We start from the raw sequence: 16,812 nt of genomic DNA, 5'->3' as shown, positions 1-16,812 counted from the left end.
CCGCCTTATGCTGGCAGCGCCTCCTGGAGTGGGGAGCGAAGGCTTTGCTCCTCCCACGGCGGTGGCCCGTGCGTGCGATATGCCAGTTCCTTGGTCTGGTCGTCGAAAAGCCGTCGGAAACGTGGATCGTCCGCGAAGTGCCGCCAACGTTTGTGGACCGCCATCCGGGAGGCCTGGCCGTGATAGTCCTGCCCATCGAAGGAACTGCCTCCGCCGACGGCCGGCACGGCATCCACTCGGGCATCGGTGAAATTCAAACCCAGTTGCTCCGCCAGTCGTTGACGGTAGCCGGGATCGCGGCACCAGCGGTTGTAGCTGACGGCCAGAAAGCGATGGCTGAGACAGGTGCGCAATCCCAGGAAGGCTCGCGCGTGTTGCTTCCAGACCCGCAAAGCCGTCGCTTCCGGTAGCAAGGTGCCATTAAATCGGCGCCGGCTGGCAAAGAGATTGTAGGGGTCCCGCAGGATTAGAAGGTCGATCCGCGTTCCGATGCTGCCAAGACGCTGCTCTATCGCGCTTTCCTGAATCTCAGTTGCGCGCTCGCCCCAGGCAGAACGCAGAAAACAGTCTTCTTGACTGAAAAGCAGATGGTCCAACTCACCGGGCTCGACCCCCTCGGGATCGAAGCCGGCGAGGTTACTCTCGTGGCAGGCGCCATGATCGGTGGGGCGAGCGCCGGCAAAGGGGTCTTGTTCCGGAACAACGCAATTCTGAAACAACCAGCGACCGGACAACTGCGCCAGAATCCAGTCAATTATGGCGTGATTGCCACTGCGTGACAGACCCAAGATTCGCGTCACGGTGAGAGAGTTGCGCTGGCACACCATTTAAAAAGAACCTCTGAAGCAACGTCGGAATGCAAGGTGATGCGCTACATTCCGATAGCAACCCTATCCATGTCAAGTAGAAGCGGATTGGTACGTGCAGTAGCAGCAGGTGAAAAGAGGGGTTAACTGAGATGACTTCTTTAAAATATGCTGCTGATCATAGGTTCAAAAGGAAGAAGAGTGGCTATTGTTTATGGAGGCAAAGGTATATCTCGTCGTAAGGTTTTCGGACAATTTCGTATCCCGCGCTCCGAAGCATGGCTTCGCAGCAGGCCCGGTTTGGAATCCACCAGTTTGTGGGATCGCCGGCGAAAGACTGCTCCACAAAGTGGAGGCGTGGGTAGGCCGGGTCGTTGAACACCTCTTCCTCGGCGAAGGGGTAGTCAGGTGCCAGGGCCGCAGCATCCTGGCTGCCACGCTGAAGCGATTGGAAGATGAAGAGGTCCTTGGTTGCGTGCTCGTGCAGCAGGTCCAGGGCCAGCAGGGGATGGCGCAGGTGGTACAGCACGCCCATGAAGAGCACCACGTCAAACCGCTCTTGCAGCGCAGCAATCTCGTAGACCGACATGCGGTGCAGTTCGATCTCAACACCGAGTGTCTCCGCTGCGAAGCGTGCTTGCGCCAGATAGCGTTCATCGGAATCGATCCCCACCACCCGTTCGGCCCCGAGACGCTTCATCTCGATCGAGAAGAAACCTCCGTTGCAGCCGACGTCGAGAACCGTGCGGCCGCTAAGATCTCTAGGTAAAGCCGGCTGCAACCGTCGCCAGATCCATCCGGGATAGTCGCCCAGGAAGTGTTCCGGAGCGGTGGACACGCCGCCCAAATCCATGTTGTGGAACCACTTGCCCAGCGCGCGTATGCGACGTTCGGTGTCGTGCTTCGCTGATACTCCATCGCTGCTCATGGTTCATCTCCCAGTCGACTGTGCCGGCACTGCATTCCTCATCCCTTGGAGACCAACTGCGCGACCAGCGTTTCCGCTCGGGAGAGGCTGTCGGCCGGCTGGCAGTTCGCGAAGCGTCCCGCAAGCGTGCCACCCGTGAAGGCCTGCACAACGCAGCGGTGGACATAGCTGCGTCTCACAACCGCCGGCGTATTGCTCAGCATCTCAGCCACTTCGTGCATGACCGAGGCGATCTGCCGGTTACGCGCCCGTTCTCGCGCTTCGGGCTGCAGGCGCGCCAGTCTCTGGCCGGCTGCGGCGGTGGCGGTGAGCGAGCGGAAGTCCTTGGCGCTCACCGGTGCCCCCGCAGCTTCACGCAAATAGGCGTTGACCTCGCCGGCCGTCACTTTGTGTCGCTTGCCCTGCGCACCGCGATATTGGAAGAAACGGCTGCCCGGCAGGGTGTGCAGTTCGCGTGCCAGGGCGGTGAGGGAGGGGTGAGCCAGTTCACAGCGGACCTCTCGCCCGCCCTTACCACGGAAGGTGAGACTGAGGTGTTTGCCGTCACAGTGGACGTTGCGCTTCAGCAGGGTTGAGGCGCCGCGCGTGCGTCCGGAGTGGACATAGTCTTCACAGCCGATGCGAATGTGGGTGCGGTCGATGATCAGCACGATGGCGGCCAACACCCGTTCACGGGTGAGGCCCTCCTTCCGCAGATCGCGGCGCACTCTGCGGCGCAGTCGCGGAAGGCTAGCGCAGAATTGAGCCAGGCGCTCCACCTTCTCGGCCTCGCGGACTTCCTCCCAGCCTGGATGATAGCGGTACTGCAGCCGACCGGCGGCGTCGCGACCCACCGCCTGAAGGTGGCTCCGCGCATCGGGGGAAATACAAACCTCTTCATATGCGGGCGGGATTGCGAGGCTGCGGATGCGCTGGAGAGTTTCTGCATCGTCGATACGCTGCCCGGCCTCATCGCGGTAGATGAAGCCTCGGCCACAACGCTGGCGCCGGATGGTCAGCCCGTCCACCTTCGCGAGGCGCAAGCCTGTGGCACGCAGCGCCCGGCGCCGCTGGTGACTGCTCATGGCGCGTGTTGCGTCCTCCTTGCTCAGGCAACGGGCGCGCTGGCGGCTTGGTCGGCCAGGGTCGCCAGCAGTTCATCGACTTGCCGCGCCCGCTGTGCGTAGGTGTGCGAGCGCAGCAGCCGCTGCAGGGCCGCTTGCCCGATGGCAGCCGCCCGATCCGACGTGAGGGCATTAAGGCACTCGAGCAGCTCCTGGCCGTTGCGCACCACCAGCACTTCGTCATCCGGCCGCAAAAAGTCCTCGATGCCCGGCCAGGCATCCGTCACGACACAAGCTCCGGCACCGGCGGCCTCGAAGATCCGCGTTGGCGGCGAGAAGCCGCGAGCAGCCATGCTGTCGCGGTTTATGTTCAGCACAGCTCGCGGACTGGCGTTGAAGGCGTTGTGCTCTGCAGTCGGCACATGCCCCAGGGCGCGCACATTCTCGGGCAGTTCCTTGCTGTCCCAGCCGGCGCCGCCGAGCAGAAAGCTCAGATGCGGCGCCTGCCGCGCCGGCTCCAGCAGAAAGCTCTCCACCCGGGTCTCGCGATCGGGCAGGCGGTTGCCGAGGAACGAGAGGTCGGCGTTATAGCGTGGCGCTGGCGTCACTGGATGGTGACTGTCGGGATCGAGCGCATTGTAGACGGGCTCGCAGTGCTTCGCGCCGAACTCCCGGTAGGCAGCGACCACTCCCGTCCCCCCACCGTAGGTCAGCACGCCATCGAGCCGGGGCAGGAGGCGCAGCAGCGGCGCATCCGGCCGCTGTTCAAGCTCTGCCAAAGTCGCCGGCGCGTCGACATCCCACCAGAGGCGCAGAGCGCCTGGTGCGGCGCCCGCCATGACCGCGAGCAGCAGTTCGTCGTCCAGGACCCCGACGCCGCTGGCCTTGACCACCACATCCGCTTCGCCAGCCCGTGCGGCAACACTTCGGACACCCGTCATGTCAGGGGGATAGACCACCACCCGGCACCACGACGGCGGCGCGATGTCGGCGTGGGACTGGCGTTCGAAGGCATCGGGTTCGAAAAAGGTCACATCATGCCCCAGTGCCGCCAGCGCCTTGATCAAGCCGCGGTAATAAGTGGCTGCGCCGTTCCAGTAACTCGACAGAAGGCTGGAACCATAGAAGGCGATCCTCATCCGCGGGCTCTCCTTTCAGCCGTGATACTCAGACAGTCTGGAATCGCGTCTCTGCTGCACGATGATAGGCAGTCAACAAGGCATCCACCTGCCGGGGGACAGTGAAGCTCGCAGCACGGCGCTGGGCGCGGGCGCCGAGCAGGGCGCGGGACTTCTCGTCTTCAATGAGCGCGTTGATGCTGCGTGCCATCGCCTCGGGCTGCAGCGGATCGACAAAGACGGCGCAGTCGTCCCACAGCTCGCGAAAGGTCGCAATGTCCGAGAGAACCAGAGCCGCACCGGCGCTCGCGGCTTCCAGCACGGCCAAGCCGAACGGCTCATAGCGCGCAGGCGAGACAAAGATGGGAGCCATCGCGAACCAGCGCGTGAGCTCGCGGTAATCCAGCGAGCCAAGGCAGGACAGATGATCCGGAGCGGCGACGGCGGTTTCCGGGCCAGCCAGCGGGCCGGCGGCATGGACTGGCCATGCGACCTCTCGCGCCGCGGCCTCCAGCGCCCACAGGTTCTTGGACTCGTCCCACCACCTCCCGGCTGCGAGGACGAACTGCCCCTTTGCTTGCGCTTCGATGGTACGACCGCCGTTGGGCACCACCTGCACCGGCGGCAGCTGGGAATAGGCCGCGCGCAATTGAGCGGCAAAGGCGGCGGTGGGCGCCGTTACGACGTCGGCGGCCGCGAGACCGGAGGCCATGTCCTGTGCGTGCCGCTGCCAATCAGCCGGCAGCGCTTCGCTGCGCATAGCGCGCCACCAGGTGGCAAGACAGGAGTGAGCGGCAGCAAGGCACGGCGGTCGTCCCTCCAGCAAGGAGGCAAGACTGGGTGTGTTCAGATGCAGCAGGTCGGGCCGGCGCTCCGACAGCAGATCATTCAGGGCAGCGGCGCCCTGCGCCAATGCTTCTCCTTTCGGGTCGGCCCAATCCAGCGGCACGTCCAGCCAGACCAGATCAACGGCGGCCGCATCGGCTTCCTGCACCTGCCCCCGCGAAGGCAGTGGCCCCAGGCCCGCCAAGGTCACCGTTACGCCGCGGCGCACCAGTTCCGCACTGACGTCCAAGCCGTAGCGCCAGACACCGCCGACGCTGTCGGCGGTCATCATGAGGTGCCCTGGTTTCAGCGGCAATACTCCGCCTCCAGCTGGGCAAGGTCCGCTGGCCGCGCTTCCTGGATGTCGCTGAAACGCGCGAAGGCAGCGAGGTAGTGTGCGTGGGCCCGCTCCCAGGCCTGGTCGTCCGGCTCACCCCAAAGCATGCGGTACTGGGGCGAGGCCGGGTAGGGGAAAAGCGGAACCGGGTCGTTCGACCAGACATCCGCCTGCTGCAGCCGCTGCCGCCATTGCGCGATGACCAGCGGGTCGTCTTCCTCGGTTCCCAAAAGGTTAGCCTGCACGAAGGGGATGTGGCTGCGCGCCAGCAGCAGGAGCTCCGCCAGTTCTTCATTGCTCAGGCGACAGCGCTTGTTCAGGGCCGCCCGCCCCTCGACGCTGAGGCTTTCCACGCCGGCCTCGACCGAGACACATCCGGCGCGTCCCAGCAGTTCGATCATCTCGGGCTTCCAGAGGTCGATGCGGGTCTGAACGCCGAACTGCACGGGCCGCTCGACCAGCGCCTGAAGCAGGTCCGCCTGTGGCAGGAAGATCTCATCGATGAAGTAGAGGTATGTGACACCTTGAGCGATCAGGGCGTCGATTTCCGGCAGCAAATGGCGCAGCGCCCGCTTCCGGTAGCCATCCCGGTAGTCGAGCTTAGCGCAGAAACTGCAGGCGAAGGGGCAGCCGCGTGAGGCTTCAACCTCGGCCCCGGGTCCGGACGGCCGGGTATCGAAGCGATGATGGTGATGGCTGTGCCTGGTAATCCACTCGTCCGGCCAGGCCAGAGGTGGCTGCTCCACGAAGGGACTGACATTGGGTGCCCCGGTTACCTGCACTTCCCCCTTGTCAAGGTAGGCGATAGAGGGAACCCGCCGATAATCCTGCGCCGAGGCAAGGTTGGTCACGACCTCCTCGCACTCGCCGCGCACAACAATGTCGGCCCCCAACTTCGTCAGGGCGGCACGCGGCGTGGTCGAACCATGGGGGCCCACGGCGACGACCCGACCGCCGCGCCCGTCCAGCAGCCGGATGATCTCCGCCGGCACCCGCAACTCCGGCGGCGGACAGCGCCAGAAAAGATAGCTCGGTGCGGTGGTGACAACAGTGTAGTCCGGGGCAAAGGCGGAAATATCCTCGACCAGGTGCTCCGCGGGTGTCTCGGTGAGGTGCCCGTCCAAAAGCAGCACTTCGTGCCCGGCGGCGCGCAGCATCGCCGCGGTATAACCGAACTCCAGCGGCAGATGCGGTTCGCGGCACCCGAAGTAGATGCTGCCCTCGAAGCGCCAAGGCGGATTGACCAGAGCCAGTTTCATGCGGAAACACTCCAAGCTGGGTCTTTCTTCTGGCCGGGAAGCCCCTCGACCGGTGACTGCTGCTGCAGCCAAGAGCAGAGTTGTTGCAGCCCGTCGCGCCAGGGCACGCTGGCGCACCATCCGGTGGCCGCTTCCAGCCGGCCAGTATCGGCGACAAAGTAGCGCTGATCTCCCGCCCGCATGGGGGCGTGCTGCCGCTCGACGGGCCGGCCGAGCAAGGCTTCGATCTCCGACAGCATGGTCAGCAGGCTAACGGCATTCCCTGGTCCGCCACCGAGGTTAAAAACCTGGCCGGCGAGGCCTTCCGCATTCTTGAGCAGCAGTCGATAGGCCCGCACCGCATCATCCACATGCAGCACGTCGCGGACCTGAAAGCCGTCGCCGAATAGTGTGATGGGCTCGTCGTTTAGCGCCTTGATGAGGAAGTGCGCCACCCATCCCTGATCCTCCGTGCCGAACTGCCGCTGGCCATAGATGCAGCTCATACGAAGGACGACCGCGGGCAGACCGAAGGAGGCGGCATAGTCGAGAACGTACTGATCTGCCGCTCCCTTGGAGCAACCGTAGGGCGTTGCGAACTGCAATGACTGGTTTTCGCCGAGGCCGCGGGCCAGAACATCCGGATCGCTGGGCAGGTAGCCCGCATCCCCTCGGTGAAGGGGAAGATCGGGCAGGCAGCCGTAGACCTTGTTGGTGCTGGCAAAAACGAGCGGAACCTTCTCGCCTCTGCGCCGCAGCGCTTCCAGTAGTGTCAGGGTTCCGCCTGCATTGATGGCAAAGTCCTCCAAGGGGCTCTCCAGGCTTTCCGTGACGGCCACCTGGGCTGCCAGATGAACGACAGCGCTGCAGGCGCCCACGGCATCGGCCACCGCTGTCGTGTCGCGCAGATCTGCGGTTTGAATGATTGCTCGCTCACCATGGTGAGCCCGCAGCCATTCCAGGTTGGCGGCCACGCCGGATCGGCTGAGATTGTCGAAGAGGATGACTTCCTGCCCCTCGGACAGAAGCGCATGAGCCAGATTGCAGCCGATGAAGCCGGACCCGCCGGTAATGAGAACGGGACGCCTGCCTGACGGTTTCAGCTGAGGCGCATCGATCCCGCGGCCGACCATGTGCAACTTGCGGCGGGCACTGGCTATGCCGCCCCTTCGCAGCAACTGTGCCAAGAGCTTGTCCCGGCCGCGGCGATCGAGCAGGCCGACATGGTAGTGCCGCATGTCGAACTGCCGCCCCTCCTGGATGTCAGCATCGAGAGGCAGGTCGCACAGCGAATACCAGTAGAGGCGTTCGGCGGGTGCATCGACGGCTTCCAGAAAGCGTCGCACCTGTTCAAGTTCGTCGTGGCGCCATGTGGAGTAGCCGGCCTCCGTGATCCATATCTCGGCGTGAGGCTGGTACTCCGAGAGGACCTGGCGCAGCTGCGTGATCTGCGTTTCCCAGCCTGTCCAGATGCCCGTCTCACTGTCCCAGGTTCCGGGAAAACCATGGATGCCAACCGCCGATACCTGCTCAAGCACCCCCTGGCGTCCGACCATTTTCAGCCACTCGATGTCGAAAGGGCCGGGGCCGCCCAAGACCGCTTTCCAGCTGCGGTGCTCCGTCCAATGAGCTGCAGCCACGATCATTTCGCAGAACTGGTGCCATCCGCGATCCGCGCGCCAATCCCAATCCAGTAGATTGTTGGGTTCGTTCCAGAGTTCGAGATGGGTAAAGTGACTGCCATAGCGGTCCAGAACCTGGTCTACGAAATCTGCGAGATCGCGCAGGCGCCGAGGTGGCCCGGCCGTCGTGCCGGTACGAGAGAGGGAGGGAGGTGTGTAGTGGACACATGGGAGAAGATCGACATGCTCCGCGAGCCGCGGTATCAGCCAATCGTACCACTCCGGAACGCCCTCGACGTGGAAATCTGCCCAGGAAAGGTGCGTGCGCAGGTGGGAGGCTCCGAGGTTCGTCAGATGTAGCAAGCACTCGTCGACCCGCTCGTACTCAAAGGGACGGAACCACTCGGTAATGCCGAAGCCTTTGTTGCCGGCCCGATCTGGCTTCATCGGTCGCCTTAAGCTCTGTTCTCCAGTCTCCGGCATTGGCGATGTTCCTGTGAGGGCTATTTATGGCAAACTGGACGGCAGCAGCAGGGTTCCAGACTCAGACACCACCGACAGCGGCGGGTTGCGCCGACGTCGCCGGCGTCGCAGGAGGCGAATGGCGAAACCATGCCACGGTCGGAGGCAGTCCATCGCGTAGTGTCACCTGCGGCTGCCACTTGAGGAGGCGCAGCGCGAGCGAGATATCGGGTCGGCGCCGACGGGGATCGTCCTGGGGGAGCGGGCGATGGAGATAGCAGCCTTGGTACCCCACGAGCCGGACAACCTCTCCAGCCAGTTCCAGAATGGAGAACTCATCGGAGTTGCCGAGGTTGACCGCGCTCTTCGGCACCTGCGGAAACTGCATTAGGCGAATGAGACCTTCGATCAGGTCGGACACGTAGCAGAAGGAGCGGGTCTGGGTGCCGTCGCCATGGATGGTCAGGGGCTCGCCTCGCAGCGCCTGGGCAATGAGGTTGCAGACGATGCGGCCGTCGTCGGCGCGCATGCGCGGGCCGTAGGTGTTGAATATCCGCGCCACCCTGACATCGACCCGACTATGGCGCAGAAAGTCGAAACATAAAGCTTCCGCAGCGCGCTTGCCCTCATCGTAGCAAGCGCGTGGGCCGGTAGGGTTTACATTGCCGTTGTAGCTTTCCCGCTGGGGGTGCTCTTGCGGATCGCCGTACACTTCGCTGGTCGAGGCTTGCAAGTAGCGTGCACCGACCTCCTCCGCTGCCTGTAACAGAGCAGCGGTTCCCCCTACGTTGGTGGTCAGCGTGTAGATTGGATCGCGCTGGTAGTGCAGAGGGGATGCGGGGCTGGCAAGATTGAATATCTGGTCGACGGGAGGAATCCTCGGTCGGCGAACATCGCCTTCGATGAACTGGAATCGCGCTTCCCGCTCCAAGGTTCTGAGGTTCTCGATCACGCCTGTGTGCAGGCTGTCCAGGCAGTAAACGCGCCGCCCTTCCGCCACCAGCCGTTCACAGAGATGGGATCCAAGGAAACCGGCACCGCCGGCAACCAGAACTGAACGAACCTCACTTCGACGTGACGAGGGCATGTTTGGCTGCTCCGCTGTTTCGCGATCGATCTGCGATGCCCGCAGTTGCCAAAACCTCTTCGAACGCATCTGCCCGCTTTGGGCTTGTATGCTTGGTCAGCACGATCCGTCGCGCATCCTCCGCCAGAGCCTTTGCCCTGGTCGCAGAGACCTGGGTCAGGATGCTCACAACGTCTTCACTGCGCTCTGCCGTCAGCAGCGCGCGATCAGGAGGCAAGATGTCTTCGAGCCCCGGCCAGCGGTCGGTGATGATGGGGCACCCGCAAGCGGCCGCCTCAAAAAGCCGGACACTGGGCGACCATCCTGCCTCGATCATGGCGGCGCGCGTCAGGTTGAGGGTAAAGCGCTGGCTGCCAAAGAAGCGCGGATGCTCTCCCGGCGGTAAGTGCGTGATCCGATCAACATTCGCGGGCCAATCGATGTCATCCGGATAAAGCGAGCCGGCGACGACAAAGCGATGCGACGGGAGCCGGCGTGCCGGCTCCAGCAGCAGGCGCTCAAGAGAGGCTTGGCGATCGGCAGCAAAGGTGCCGAGATAGCCCAGATCCCAACGCGGCGTTTTGCTCACCGGCTGGTAGGAATCACTGTCGACCAGACAGTAGAAGGGCGTTGCAAGCCTCGCGCCGTACTCCGCTTCCAAGCGCTTCAGCAAGGGGCCGCCGGTGAAGGAAAGGTAGAAGTCGAAATAGGGAACCAGTTCGGCGGTCAAGTACTCCGCATCCTGCGAAGCAAGCTTCGCCAGCGTGATCGGGGTGTCGATATCGTAGAATCCCACCAGTCCGCTGGCACTCTCGAGCACAGTGCGTGCCACCTCTGGGCCCTCAGCCAGGTAGGAGCCCAGAACCACGGCATCCGCCTGTGCGATAAGAGGGGCGTGATCTCGCTTCAGCTCGTGCAGATCGCGATAAAAGGCCAGGCGGCAGAAATCCGGTTGCGGCAGATCGCGATTGGCGGCGTACCAGGGTTGGTCGCGCTCAAGAAAGGTCAGATCGTGGCCGCGGGCGTGGAGCGCGCGAAGGAGCGCGCGGTAGTTGGTGGCATGTCCGTTGCCCCAGGAGGAGGAGAGCGATAGGCCGATGAAGACGAGCGATAGCTTTTTCTGCCTCATCCTGCCGCTGCCTCCCTGGAACCCAGGGACGGTTCAAGCTCAAGCTTGCGGAGTATGGTGAAGAGTTCGTCGACGCGGTGAGCACAGCTGTGGCGCGAGCGAATGGTCTCAAGTCCGGCTGCTGCGATCTCCTTTGCCATCTCCGGTTCTGCGAGCAGCTGAGCCATCTGGTTTTTCATTTCTTGACCATCTTCAGCGAGCAGAAAGTCCTGGCCTGGGCGAAAGAGACATTCCTCGTCACGCCAAGGGGCGCAGAGCAGCGGAATGCCGCAGGCGAGTGCTTCGAAAACGCGAATGGTGGGAATGCCGGGGAGTTGCTCCACGTAGGGCCGTCGCGGCACGTGCAGGGTCATACGGTGACCAGCGTAAACGGCCGGCACGTCGGCGTTTGGCAACCAGCCGCGATAGTCCAAACCGGCGATGCGAACAGACTCTCGCGCCTCCTCCGGGTAGCGCACACCATGCACCACGCCGGATAGGCCCAGGTCGCGTGCGGGTTCGAGCAGATACTCCCGCAGTTCGGCGTCGCGCTCGCCGTCTCCCCAATTGCCGATCCACACGAGGTCCTGCTTGCGCGGCACAGCCGGAAGGGGTTTGAACAGGCGCAGGTCGGCCGCTTCGTGCCAGCAGAACGCCCTGCGCCCCCAGCCGAACTGTCGATAAAGTTCGCCCAGCACTTCGCCAAACGCCAGCACAGCGTCGTAACCATCGAGCTTCAATGCAGCCATATCCTGCTGCGCCGAGACGCCCCGATGGTGGGTGTCGTGGAACAACAGCAGGAAACGGCCGCCCTCCAAGCGCCGACGGCCCAAAGTCTCGATCAGTGTCGGGTCAGTCCATTCGTGCACCAGAACCACGTCGGCTCCCTCGAGCAGCCGATCCAGGTCGGGGCAGGCGCCGTAGGTTTGTACCTGCAGCTCGGGAAAGCGATGTTCGAAGTCCTGGATGGCTTTTGGACCGCACTCCGCCAACAGGTTGTGGCGGCTCCACCCTTCAGCAGGTTCCAAGGCCAGCGCTTCGTGACCCCTGGCGGACAGCTCGCGCAGGATCCCGCGCTGGAAGTGCGCATTGCCATGATTCCAGTCGCTCACCAGGGAGTGCGTGAAAAGCAGGAAGCGCACGACAATCAGCCTCCGACAAAGCGGCTGATCATACCACCAGCCCTCGTTGTTCCAGTTCGCGTCGGGCCTCGCCGACGCGGTCCAAGGCATGCTGGCCGGAGAGCCAGTCGACCAGTTCCGGAAGGCTGTCCTCCAGGGTCCGCGTTGGCTCGAATCCCAGCAAGTCACGGGCGCGACTTATGTCGGCGAAGCAGTGGCGGACATCGCCGCTTCGGGCCTTGTTGAGAATCTCCGGAACGAGATCCGGGCGCTCCATCTCCGTCGCAAGCAGTGCGGCCACCTCGGCCACCGAGTGGTTGCGGCCGCTGCCTACGTTGATGGCCTGTCCGGCGGCTGAAGGCGCTTCCATCGCGAGCCGAAACGCGCGCGCAACGTCGGAAACATGCACAAAGTCGCGCCGCTGCTGTCCGTCCTCGAACACCAGCGGCGCAGCGCCATTGAGAAGGCGTGACGAGAAGATGGCCAGCACGCCGGTATAAGGGTTGGAAAGCTGTTGCCCAGGGCCAAAGACGTTGAACAAGCGAAGCGCCACGCCCTCGATGCCGTAAGCCGCACAAAGCATCAGGGTCAGGCGTTCCTGAACGTACTTTGAGAGGGCGTAGACGGAAGATAGATCGGGGCGCTTGCTTTCGTCTGTCGGTATCGGGAGGAGGGGAGCGCCTTCCCATTCCGGCTCCCATCGGCCTTCGCGAAGGGCCGTGGAGGGGCGGGCGCCCACTTCTACTCGCTCGCCTGCTTCGGTCCGGTACAGACCTTCGCCATAGAGGCTCATGGAAGAGGCGACCACCACCCGTTTCACAGGTTGGGCGATCACCTCCTGCATCAGCACCGCTGTTCCGAGGTCGTTGGCCGCCACGTAGCGTTCGACTTCGTACATGCTTTGGCCAACACCCACCTCAGCGGCCAGATTGAAAACGCCGTCAACCTGGGTGAGCGCCTCTCGCACTGCTGCGGTATCGCGTAGGTCGGCTTCGATGAAGTCCACCTCTGGCCAGGCCTCCACACCGCTCGTCGGGCCATGCACCTGCTCCACGAGACTGTCCAGCACGCGCACCTTGTGCCCGTGCTGCAGCAACTCTCGGCACAGATGCCGGCCAATGAAGCCCGCGCCGCCTGCAATCAGGAACAAGCCCATGCCTCGTTTTCCCTAAAGCGCCAACTGGAGGAGCTGCCTTCGAGGGTCATGCCTTCGTCATAGCAGCATCTGCAGCCGAACCTGCAGGATGAGGAATGGTTCCAACCTCGGCTCGCTTCAGGCGGGAACCACGACCAAGCGGCCCCGTTAGTTGACCATGATGAAGCGTGTATTGCGTAGCCCGCTTCGCCGGCACCCAGAGCCCCAGGAACGGGCGCTGCTCGCCTGCCTGTTGTATCTAGAGGGCTGAAGCGGTGACCAATGAGCAAGGACGGCAGCGGAGCTTGCGGCGCCTCGTCGAACGGGTCGAGTCCGCTGGCGGAAATCAGGACGTTACAATCGATAGCATCCTGCACGCGCTCGGCGAGCGAAGTTTTGCGCCGCTGCTGCTGGTTGTCAGCGTTCTGCTGGTGACGCCAGTGGGCGCTGTGCCAGGCGCACCAACGATCGGTGCCGTCATCATCGCTTTGATCGGCTTGCAGCTGCTGTTGGGCCGGCAGCAACTGTGGCTTCCATTGGTGCTGTTGAAGCGAAAGGTGAGCGGCCAAAAACTCACCCGGACGATGCGCTATCTGGAACCCGTGGCTCAAACCATCGACAAGCTTGTGCATCCGCGACTGCCGCGTCTGGTCCGCGCGCCCTTTCCGCGCATCGTTGGGGTCGCGTCTGTCCTGATCGCTCTCGCCATGCCGCCATTGGAGATCGTGCCGATGGCCAACGCATTCACTGCTTTGACGGTGGCGCTCTTCGCCTTGGCCCTCACAGCGAGGGATGGCCTGCTCGTCGTGATTGCGTTTCTTGCGGCCGCTGGCGTTGCCTACATCGTCGTCGGTGGCCTGCTGTAGCTGTTGTTCCGTGGCGCGAAGGCGCGGTTCTATAGGACCGTCCAGTCGAGGCAGGCTGCAGTGAGGAAGTTTCCGCTCACGGCAAGTGCCCCGTGTCTGTAGAAAGCGCTGGTGTCGCCACTGTCGGACAGTGCAATGGCCCAGAGGCGGCCTGAGCGGTCGCTCCAGACAAGCCGCGCATCCGCTTCGGCCGCTGAGGCGAAAATCTGCTCTGGTGGCGTGTTCTCGGAAAAGAGCACCATTACAGTGCGTGATTCGGCCGGTGGAATGGCGGAGATGGGACCAGTCGCGCTCACAGCCACTGCCAAGACGATGGCTGCGATGTGTCCTCCGGCGCCCGAAAGATTGTTATCGCCGGGCCGGCGGCGCAGCCAGAAGCCGATGGCCAGAACGCTGACACCGAATACGAGAAACCAGAGGATATCCCAGAAGAGCGGGTTTGGGCTGTCCATGCGGATCCTGTGCAGACCCAGTATCCAATGCGATAACACCCCGTCCAGCACATGCCATAGCCCGAAGCCAATCATGGCGTTTGCTGCCAGCAATCGACCGGTTCCCACCATTGCGAAGGTGTCGCGTTGGCGCCACAGGAGCCATAAACCCACCAGGGCTAAGACGTACATCAGTGCGTGGAAAAACCCGTCCATCATGATCTGCATCTGAATGTTGCGGAAGGGCGCGCTTTCAATGGCGCTCAGCAAATGGTGCCACTGCAGAATCTGATGGAGGATTATTCCGTCAAAGAAACCACCAAGCGCAAAGCCGAGTAGGCCACCAGCGAATGTGGTTTGACGATTGTACGGCATCCTGTTGATGGAATTTCTCGCCATGGCGATCTCGGAAAAGAAAAGACTGTGGTCTTATTTCTTCAAACCACAGTCGCTATTTGGGGCGGCTGACCGTCCAGAAAGGCTGAACGCCATAATGTTCATGGACTCTCTCGGCCCAGACGCGTTCGCTCCAGTCAAAAGGCGCCTGTGGTTCCCCGCCTTTTCCGAAGTGTGGGGCGCTGCGCAGTTGATGGTGTTGGGCTTGCAGGTGGAAGATGCGCTTGTCTTCATCGTAAGAGAGTACAGCCCACGGTAGGGGGTAGTGCTTCCCACTGGTGTCGGCGAGCAGTGCGTAGATCGCCTCCCCGCGTTCAACGTCCAGGATCACTTCGCGCAGTTCGCCGAATACCTCTCCATCGGCAGCCCGAACCTGTCTACCGGAGAGGTCGCGGCCGCGGATCAGGCCTGTGCCGGCCTGTTCTTCTAACTCTTGCGCAAGTTCTCCCGCCTGTTCTCGCTCGGAAAGGCTCTTAAAATTTCCGCTGTCCGGATCATAATTGAGCTGGTCCCAGCTCAAAACCAGCTCCTGATTTGAATCAGGCTGGTCAGCTCGATCCAATGATAGGAATTGAATGCGTCCACTGGGCATAGCCAAGACCACGTCTTTCACCATACCCAGCCACTGATTCTCGTGATCACGGATCATTATTTCATCAAGTCGTGCGGTTCTTATTATTCCATGGGGTAGTGTTTTCATGATCAATACGTCCCGCTTAAAGACCTCTTGAGCGGCGCCATGCTGATTAGGTCGTGACCTTCGTTAACCAGGGTGGCGGACTAACTGTTCCAGCGCAGGATCGAGTGTCGCTCGAAGCCACAACACGCTACTGTCTGGGCGGTCAGCGTGGTGTCCCCTCAACCCGAGAAGCGATCACTGGCTTGGAAGCGCGTGCTCTTTCAGGTGCCGACCTCAAATCAGCGACCGCAAGCCGCGACCTACTTTCCGTGAATGCCGGTCGCCTTCAGCACAGCCGCTGCCGTGTCATGGGCGGAGCCAACGGCTTTGAAATCGCTTGAGTGCGTAACGCTCCCGGCTGATCTCGTCGGCGGTACGGAATCCCATGCGTCGAAGGATCGGAACGGGAGGGCACCAACCCTGTATCGAATGCTGAAATAAAAAGGCGGTGACCACAGCGGGCAGCGCAAGCCAGCGTCGGTCAAGAGTTGTGCCGAGGGCAACGCCCGCAAAGGCAAGCGTTGATGCATTGGCTTCTATGGCGCGCTCTATGTCCCATTCCCGGTCAAGCTCGCCTAGTCGCACAGGAATCTCATCAAGATGCTCTGCGAAATAAGCTATGCGCGCCTCGGTATCTCTCTTGATCCGGCGATTGACTTCGCTGGCTGTATGACTGGGAACCCGTGATGCCGTGGAAATCATTGATACACCTCAAGCCCTTGAAAAGGCGCCGTGATGGGAGGTCTCTGCAGCAAAACGCAGGCCCCGAACGATGGTTCCAACAACTGCGGCGAGTGAAGAGCCAAGAGATCATTTCGCGGTTTCTGCGCCGGAGTGATCGGTCTCGGAACATCAACCCGCTCGGCTGATTGTATTCTTGATGAATAGGTGCACGGGAAAGCTGAGGACCTCTAACAACCGGGTTTGATGTTCTGAAGCAGCCAAGCCGCGCCGTGCTTCATTACTGCGCTCGCCTTACCCTGCAGCCTCGGCGGGGCTATGGAGGTCGGCGGTCCTCTCTGTCGGCTCGGCCTCAGGCACTCGCCTGTCGTCGCTCGTGCCAGACCAGACGACGGATGTTGTAGGTGATATTGGCCATGCCGATCTTCACCTTGGCTCGTGCCAGGCCGATGGTGCGGATGAAGAGCCCCATTGCCCCCTTCTGCTGGGCAAAGACGTGTTCGACGGCGGCACGGACCTTTGAGCGGCTGGCGTTGCCGCGGCGGATGTGCGGTGCCATGGGGCGCCCTCGCGGTTTGCGGTGATGGACCTGACTGCGAAAGCCGTTCTTTTCCATGAAGGCCTCGTTCGCCTTGGAGCGATAGGCACTGTCCGCCCAGACCGTCGAGGCGGTGTTGCTCTTGTCCAGCAGGCCGCGGCGCAGGATCCGGCCGTCATGGCGACTGGCATCCGTGACCGCCCATGTACGGATGAAGCCGTAGCGACGATCAATTCCGGCGTGGCTCTTGTAGCCGAAGACGGGGATGGCGATGTCGGCGTGCTTCGTACCGTCCTCGCGCAGGCGGGCCTTGCCGTAGACCAGGGTCCAGCGTGCATCGCGATCCTTCTGGCGCAGTTTCTCAGGCTTGTCCGCCCAAGCGTCGGGCACCCGCCCGGCCTTGATCGCAAGC

Annotated in this window: 16 protein-coding genes; 1 reads left to right on the top strand and 15 read right to left on the bottom strand. The window is 62.6% G+C overall.

The window, feature by feature from the left end; all coding sequences use genetic code 11:
* Nucleotides 1-5: 5 nt before the first annotated feature.
* From P2G67_RS05170 to P2G67_RS05120, 11 genes are all read right to left on the bottom strand, one after another.
* Nucleotides 6-800 carry an interleukin-6 family cytokine gene (locus P2G67_RS05170; protein WP_275820724.1) on the bottom strand — a complete coding sequence of 265 codons (795 nt, stop codon included), beginning with the start codon at nt 798-800 and terminating at the stop codon, nt 6-8.
* Between the two features lie 211 nt (nt 801-1,011).
* Nucleotides 1,012-1,734, bottom strand: coding sequence for a TIGR04290 family methyltransferase (locus tag P2G67_RS05165; RefSeq protein WP_275820722.1), 723 nt, complete (start codon nt 1,732-1,734; stop codon nt 1,012-1,014).
* A 38-nt stretch (nt 1,735-1,772) separates the two neighbouring features.
* Nucleotides 1,773-2,798 (bottom strand): DNA topoisomerase IB, encoded by a 1,026-nt coding sequence (locus P2G67_RS05160; RefSeq protein WP_275820720.1) that lies wholly within the window; start codon nt 2,796-2,798, stop codon nt 1,773-1,775.
* A gap of 23 nt (nt 2,799-2,821) precedes the next feature.
* Nucleotides 2,822-3,916: a CgeB family protein gene (locus P2G67_RS05155; protein WP_275820718.1), complete on the bottom strand. Its 1,095-nt coding sequence runs from the start codon at nt 3,914-3,916 to the stop codon at nt 2,822-2,824.
* Nucleotides 3,917-3,944: 28 nt separating this feature from the next.
* Nucleotides 3,945-5,009 carry a glycosyltransferase family 4 protein gene (locus tag P2G67_RS05150; protein ID WP_275820717.1) on the bottom strand — a complete coding sequence of 355 codons (1,065 nt, stop codon included), beginning with the start codon at nt 5,007-5,009 and terminating at the stop codon, nt 3,945-3,947.
* A 17-nt stretch (nt 5,010-5,026) separates the two neighbouring features.
* Complete coding sequence (locus P2G67_RS05145) at nt 5,027-6,316, bottom strand: TIGR04295 family B12-binding domain-containing radical SAM protein (protein ID WP_275820715.1); 1,290 nt, start codon at nt 6,314-6,316, stop codon at nt 5,027-5,029.
* Nucleotides 6,313-8,364 (bottom strand): SDR family NAD(P)-dependent oxidoreductase, encoded by a 2,052-nt coding sequence (locus P2G67_RS05140; protein WP_275820713.1) that lies wholly within the window; start codon nt 8,362-8,364, stop codon nt 6,313-6,315. The genes P2G67_RS05145 and P2G67_RS05140 overlap by 4 nt, the downstream gene beginning before the upstream one ends.
* Before the next feature lie 97 nt (nt 8,365-8,461).
* The gene (locus tag P2G67_RS05135; protein ID WP_275820711.1) at nt 8,462-9,466 is read right to left on the bottom strand and encodes a UDP-glucuronic acid decarboxylase family protein; all 1,005 of its coding nucleotides are present in this window, start codon (nt 9,464-9,466) and stop codon (nt 8,462-8,464) included.
* Nucleotides 9,444-10,574 (bottom strand): CgeB family protein, encoded by a 1,131-nt coding sequence (locus tag P2G67_RS05130; RefSeq protein WP_275820709.1) that lies wholly within the window; start codon nt 10,572-10,574, stop codon nt 9,444-9,446. The genes P2G67_RS05135 and P2G67_RS05130 overlap by 23 nt, the downstream gene beginning before the upstream one ends.
* The gene (locus tag P2G67_RS05125; protein ID WP_275820707.1) at nt 10,571-11,695 is read right to left on the bottom strand and encodes a CgeB family protein; all 1,125 of its coding nucleotides are present in this window, start codon (nt 11,693-11,695) and stop codon (nt 10,571-10,573) included. The genes P2G67_RS05130 and P2G67_RS05125 overlap by 4 nt, the downstream gene beginning before the upstream one ends.
* A 28-nt stretch (nt 11,696-11,723) precedes the next feature.
* Nucleotides 11,724-12,830: an NAD-dependent epimerase/dehydratase family protein gene (locus P2G67_RS05120; RefSeq protein WP_275820705.1), complete on the bottom strand. Its 1,107-nt coding sequence runs from the start codon at nt 12,828-12,830 to the stop codon at nt 11,724-11,726.
* A gap of 284 nt (nt 12,831-13,114) precedes the next feature.
* Here P2G67_RS05120 and P2G67_RS05115 point away from each other — a divergent pair, with 284 nt between their 5' ends.
* Entirely contained in the window at nt 13,115-13,675 is a 561-nt protein-coding gene (locus tag P2G67_RS05115; protein WP_275820703.1) for an exopolysaccharide biosynthesis protein, read from the top strand.
* Between the two features lie 29 nt (nt 13,676-13,704).
* Here the strand turns inward: P2G67_RS05115 and P2G67_RS05110 are convergent, their stop codons facing one another.
* The 4 genes from P2G67_RS05110 to P2G67_RS05095 all read right to left on the bottom strand — a co-directional run.
* Nucleotides 13,705-14,505: a DUF2243 domain-containing protein gene (locus P2G67_RS05110; protein ID WP_275820701.1), complete on the bottom strand. Its 801-nt coding sequence runs from the start codon at nt 14,503-14,505 to the stop codon at nt 13,705-13,707.
* 52 nt (nt 14,506-14,557) lie between these two features.
* On the bottom strand, nt 14,558-15,202 hold the full coding sequence (locus P2G67_RS05105; RefSeq protein WP_275820699.1) for a PRC-barrel domain containing protein: 645 nt from the start codon (nt 15,200-15,202) through the stop codon (nt 14,558-14,560).
* A gap of 285 nt (nt 15,203-15,487) precedes the next feature.
* Complete coding sequence (locus tag P2G67_RS05100; protein ID WP_275820697.1) at nt 15,488-15,883, bottom strand: hypothetical protein; 396 nt, start codon at nt 15,881-15,883, stop codon at nt 15,488-15,490.
* 331 nt (nt 15,884-16,214) lie between these two features.
* The coding region (locus P2G67_RS05095) for a transposase (protein WP_275820695.1) at nt 16,215-16,812 on the bottom strand (598 nt) is incomplete at its 5' end.

This window comes from Aquibaculum arenosum (assembly GCF_029222965.1).
Classification (GTDB): Bacteria; Pseudomonadota; Alphaproteobacteria; order Kiloniellales; family DSM-21159; genus Aquibaculum; species Aquibaculum arenosum.
This window is presented reverse-complemented; position numbering and strand designations above follow the sequence as displayed.

What these genes read in the sequence shown, in the direction of transcription:
- P2G67_RS05165 (WP_275820722.1), bottom strand. Translation starts at nt 1,734, where the DNA reads ATGAGCAGCGATGGAGTATCAGCGAAGCACGACACCGAACGTCGCATA.
- P2G67_RS05160 (WP_275820720.1), bottom strand. Translation starts at nt 2,798, where the DNA reads ATGAGCAGTCACCAGCGGCGCCGGGCGCTGCGTGCCACAGGCTTGCGC.
- P2G67_RS05155 (WP_275820718.1), bottom strand. Translation starts at nt 3,916, where the DNA reads ATGAGGATCGCCTTCTATGGTTCCAGCCTTCTGTCGAGTTACTGGAAC.
- P2G67_RS05150 (WP_275820717.1), bottom strand. Translation starts at nt 5,009, where the DNA reads ATGACCGCCGACAGCGTCGGCGGTGTCTGGCGCTACGGCTTGGACGTC.
- P2G67_RS05145 (WP_275820715.1), bottom strand. Translation starts at nt 6,316, where the DNA reads ATGAAACTGGCTCTGGTCAATCCGCCTTGGCGCTTCGAGGGCAGCATC.
- P2G67_RS05140 (WP_275820713.1), bottom strand. Translation starts at nt 8,364, where the DNA reads ATGAAGCCAGATCGGGCCGGCAACAAAGGCTTCGGCATTACCGAGTGG.
- P2G67_RS05135 (WP_275820711.1), bottom strand. Translation starts at nt 9,466, where the DNA reads ATGCCCTCGTCACGTCGAAGTGAGGTTCGTTCAGTTCTGGTTGCCGGC.
- P2G67_RS05130 (WP_275820709.1), bottom strand. Translation starts at nt 10,574, where the DNA reads ATGAGGCAGAAAAAGCTATCGCTCGTCTTCATCGGCCTATCGCTCTCC.
- P2G67_RS05120 (WP_275820705.1), bottom strand. Translation starts at nt 12,830, where the DNA reads ATGGGCTTGTTCCTGATTGCAGGCGGCGCGGGCTTCATTGGCCGGCAT.
- P2G67_RS05110 (WP_275820701.1), bottom strand. Translation starts at nt 14,505, where the DNA reads ATGGCGAGAAATTCCATCAACAGGATGCCGTACAATCGTCAAACCACA.
- P2G67_RS05105 (WP_275820699.1), bottom strand. Translation starts at nt 15,202, where the DNA reads ATGAAAACACTACCCCATGGAATAATAAGAACCGCACGACTTGATGAA.
- P2G67_RS05100 (WP_275820697.1), bottom strand. Translation starts at nt 15,883, where the DNA reads ATGATTTCCACGGCATCACGGGTTCCCAGTCATACAGCCAGCGAAGTC.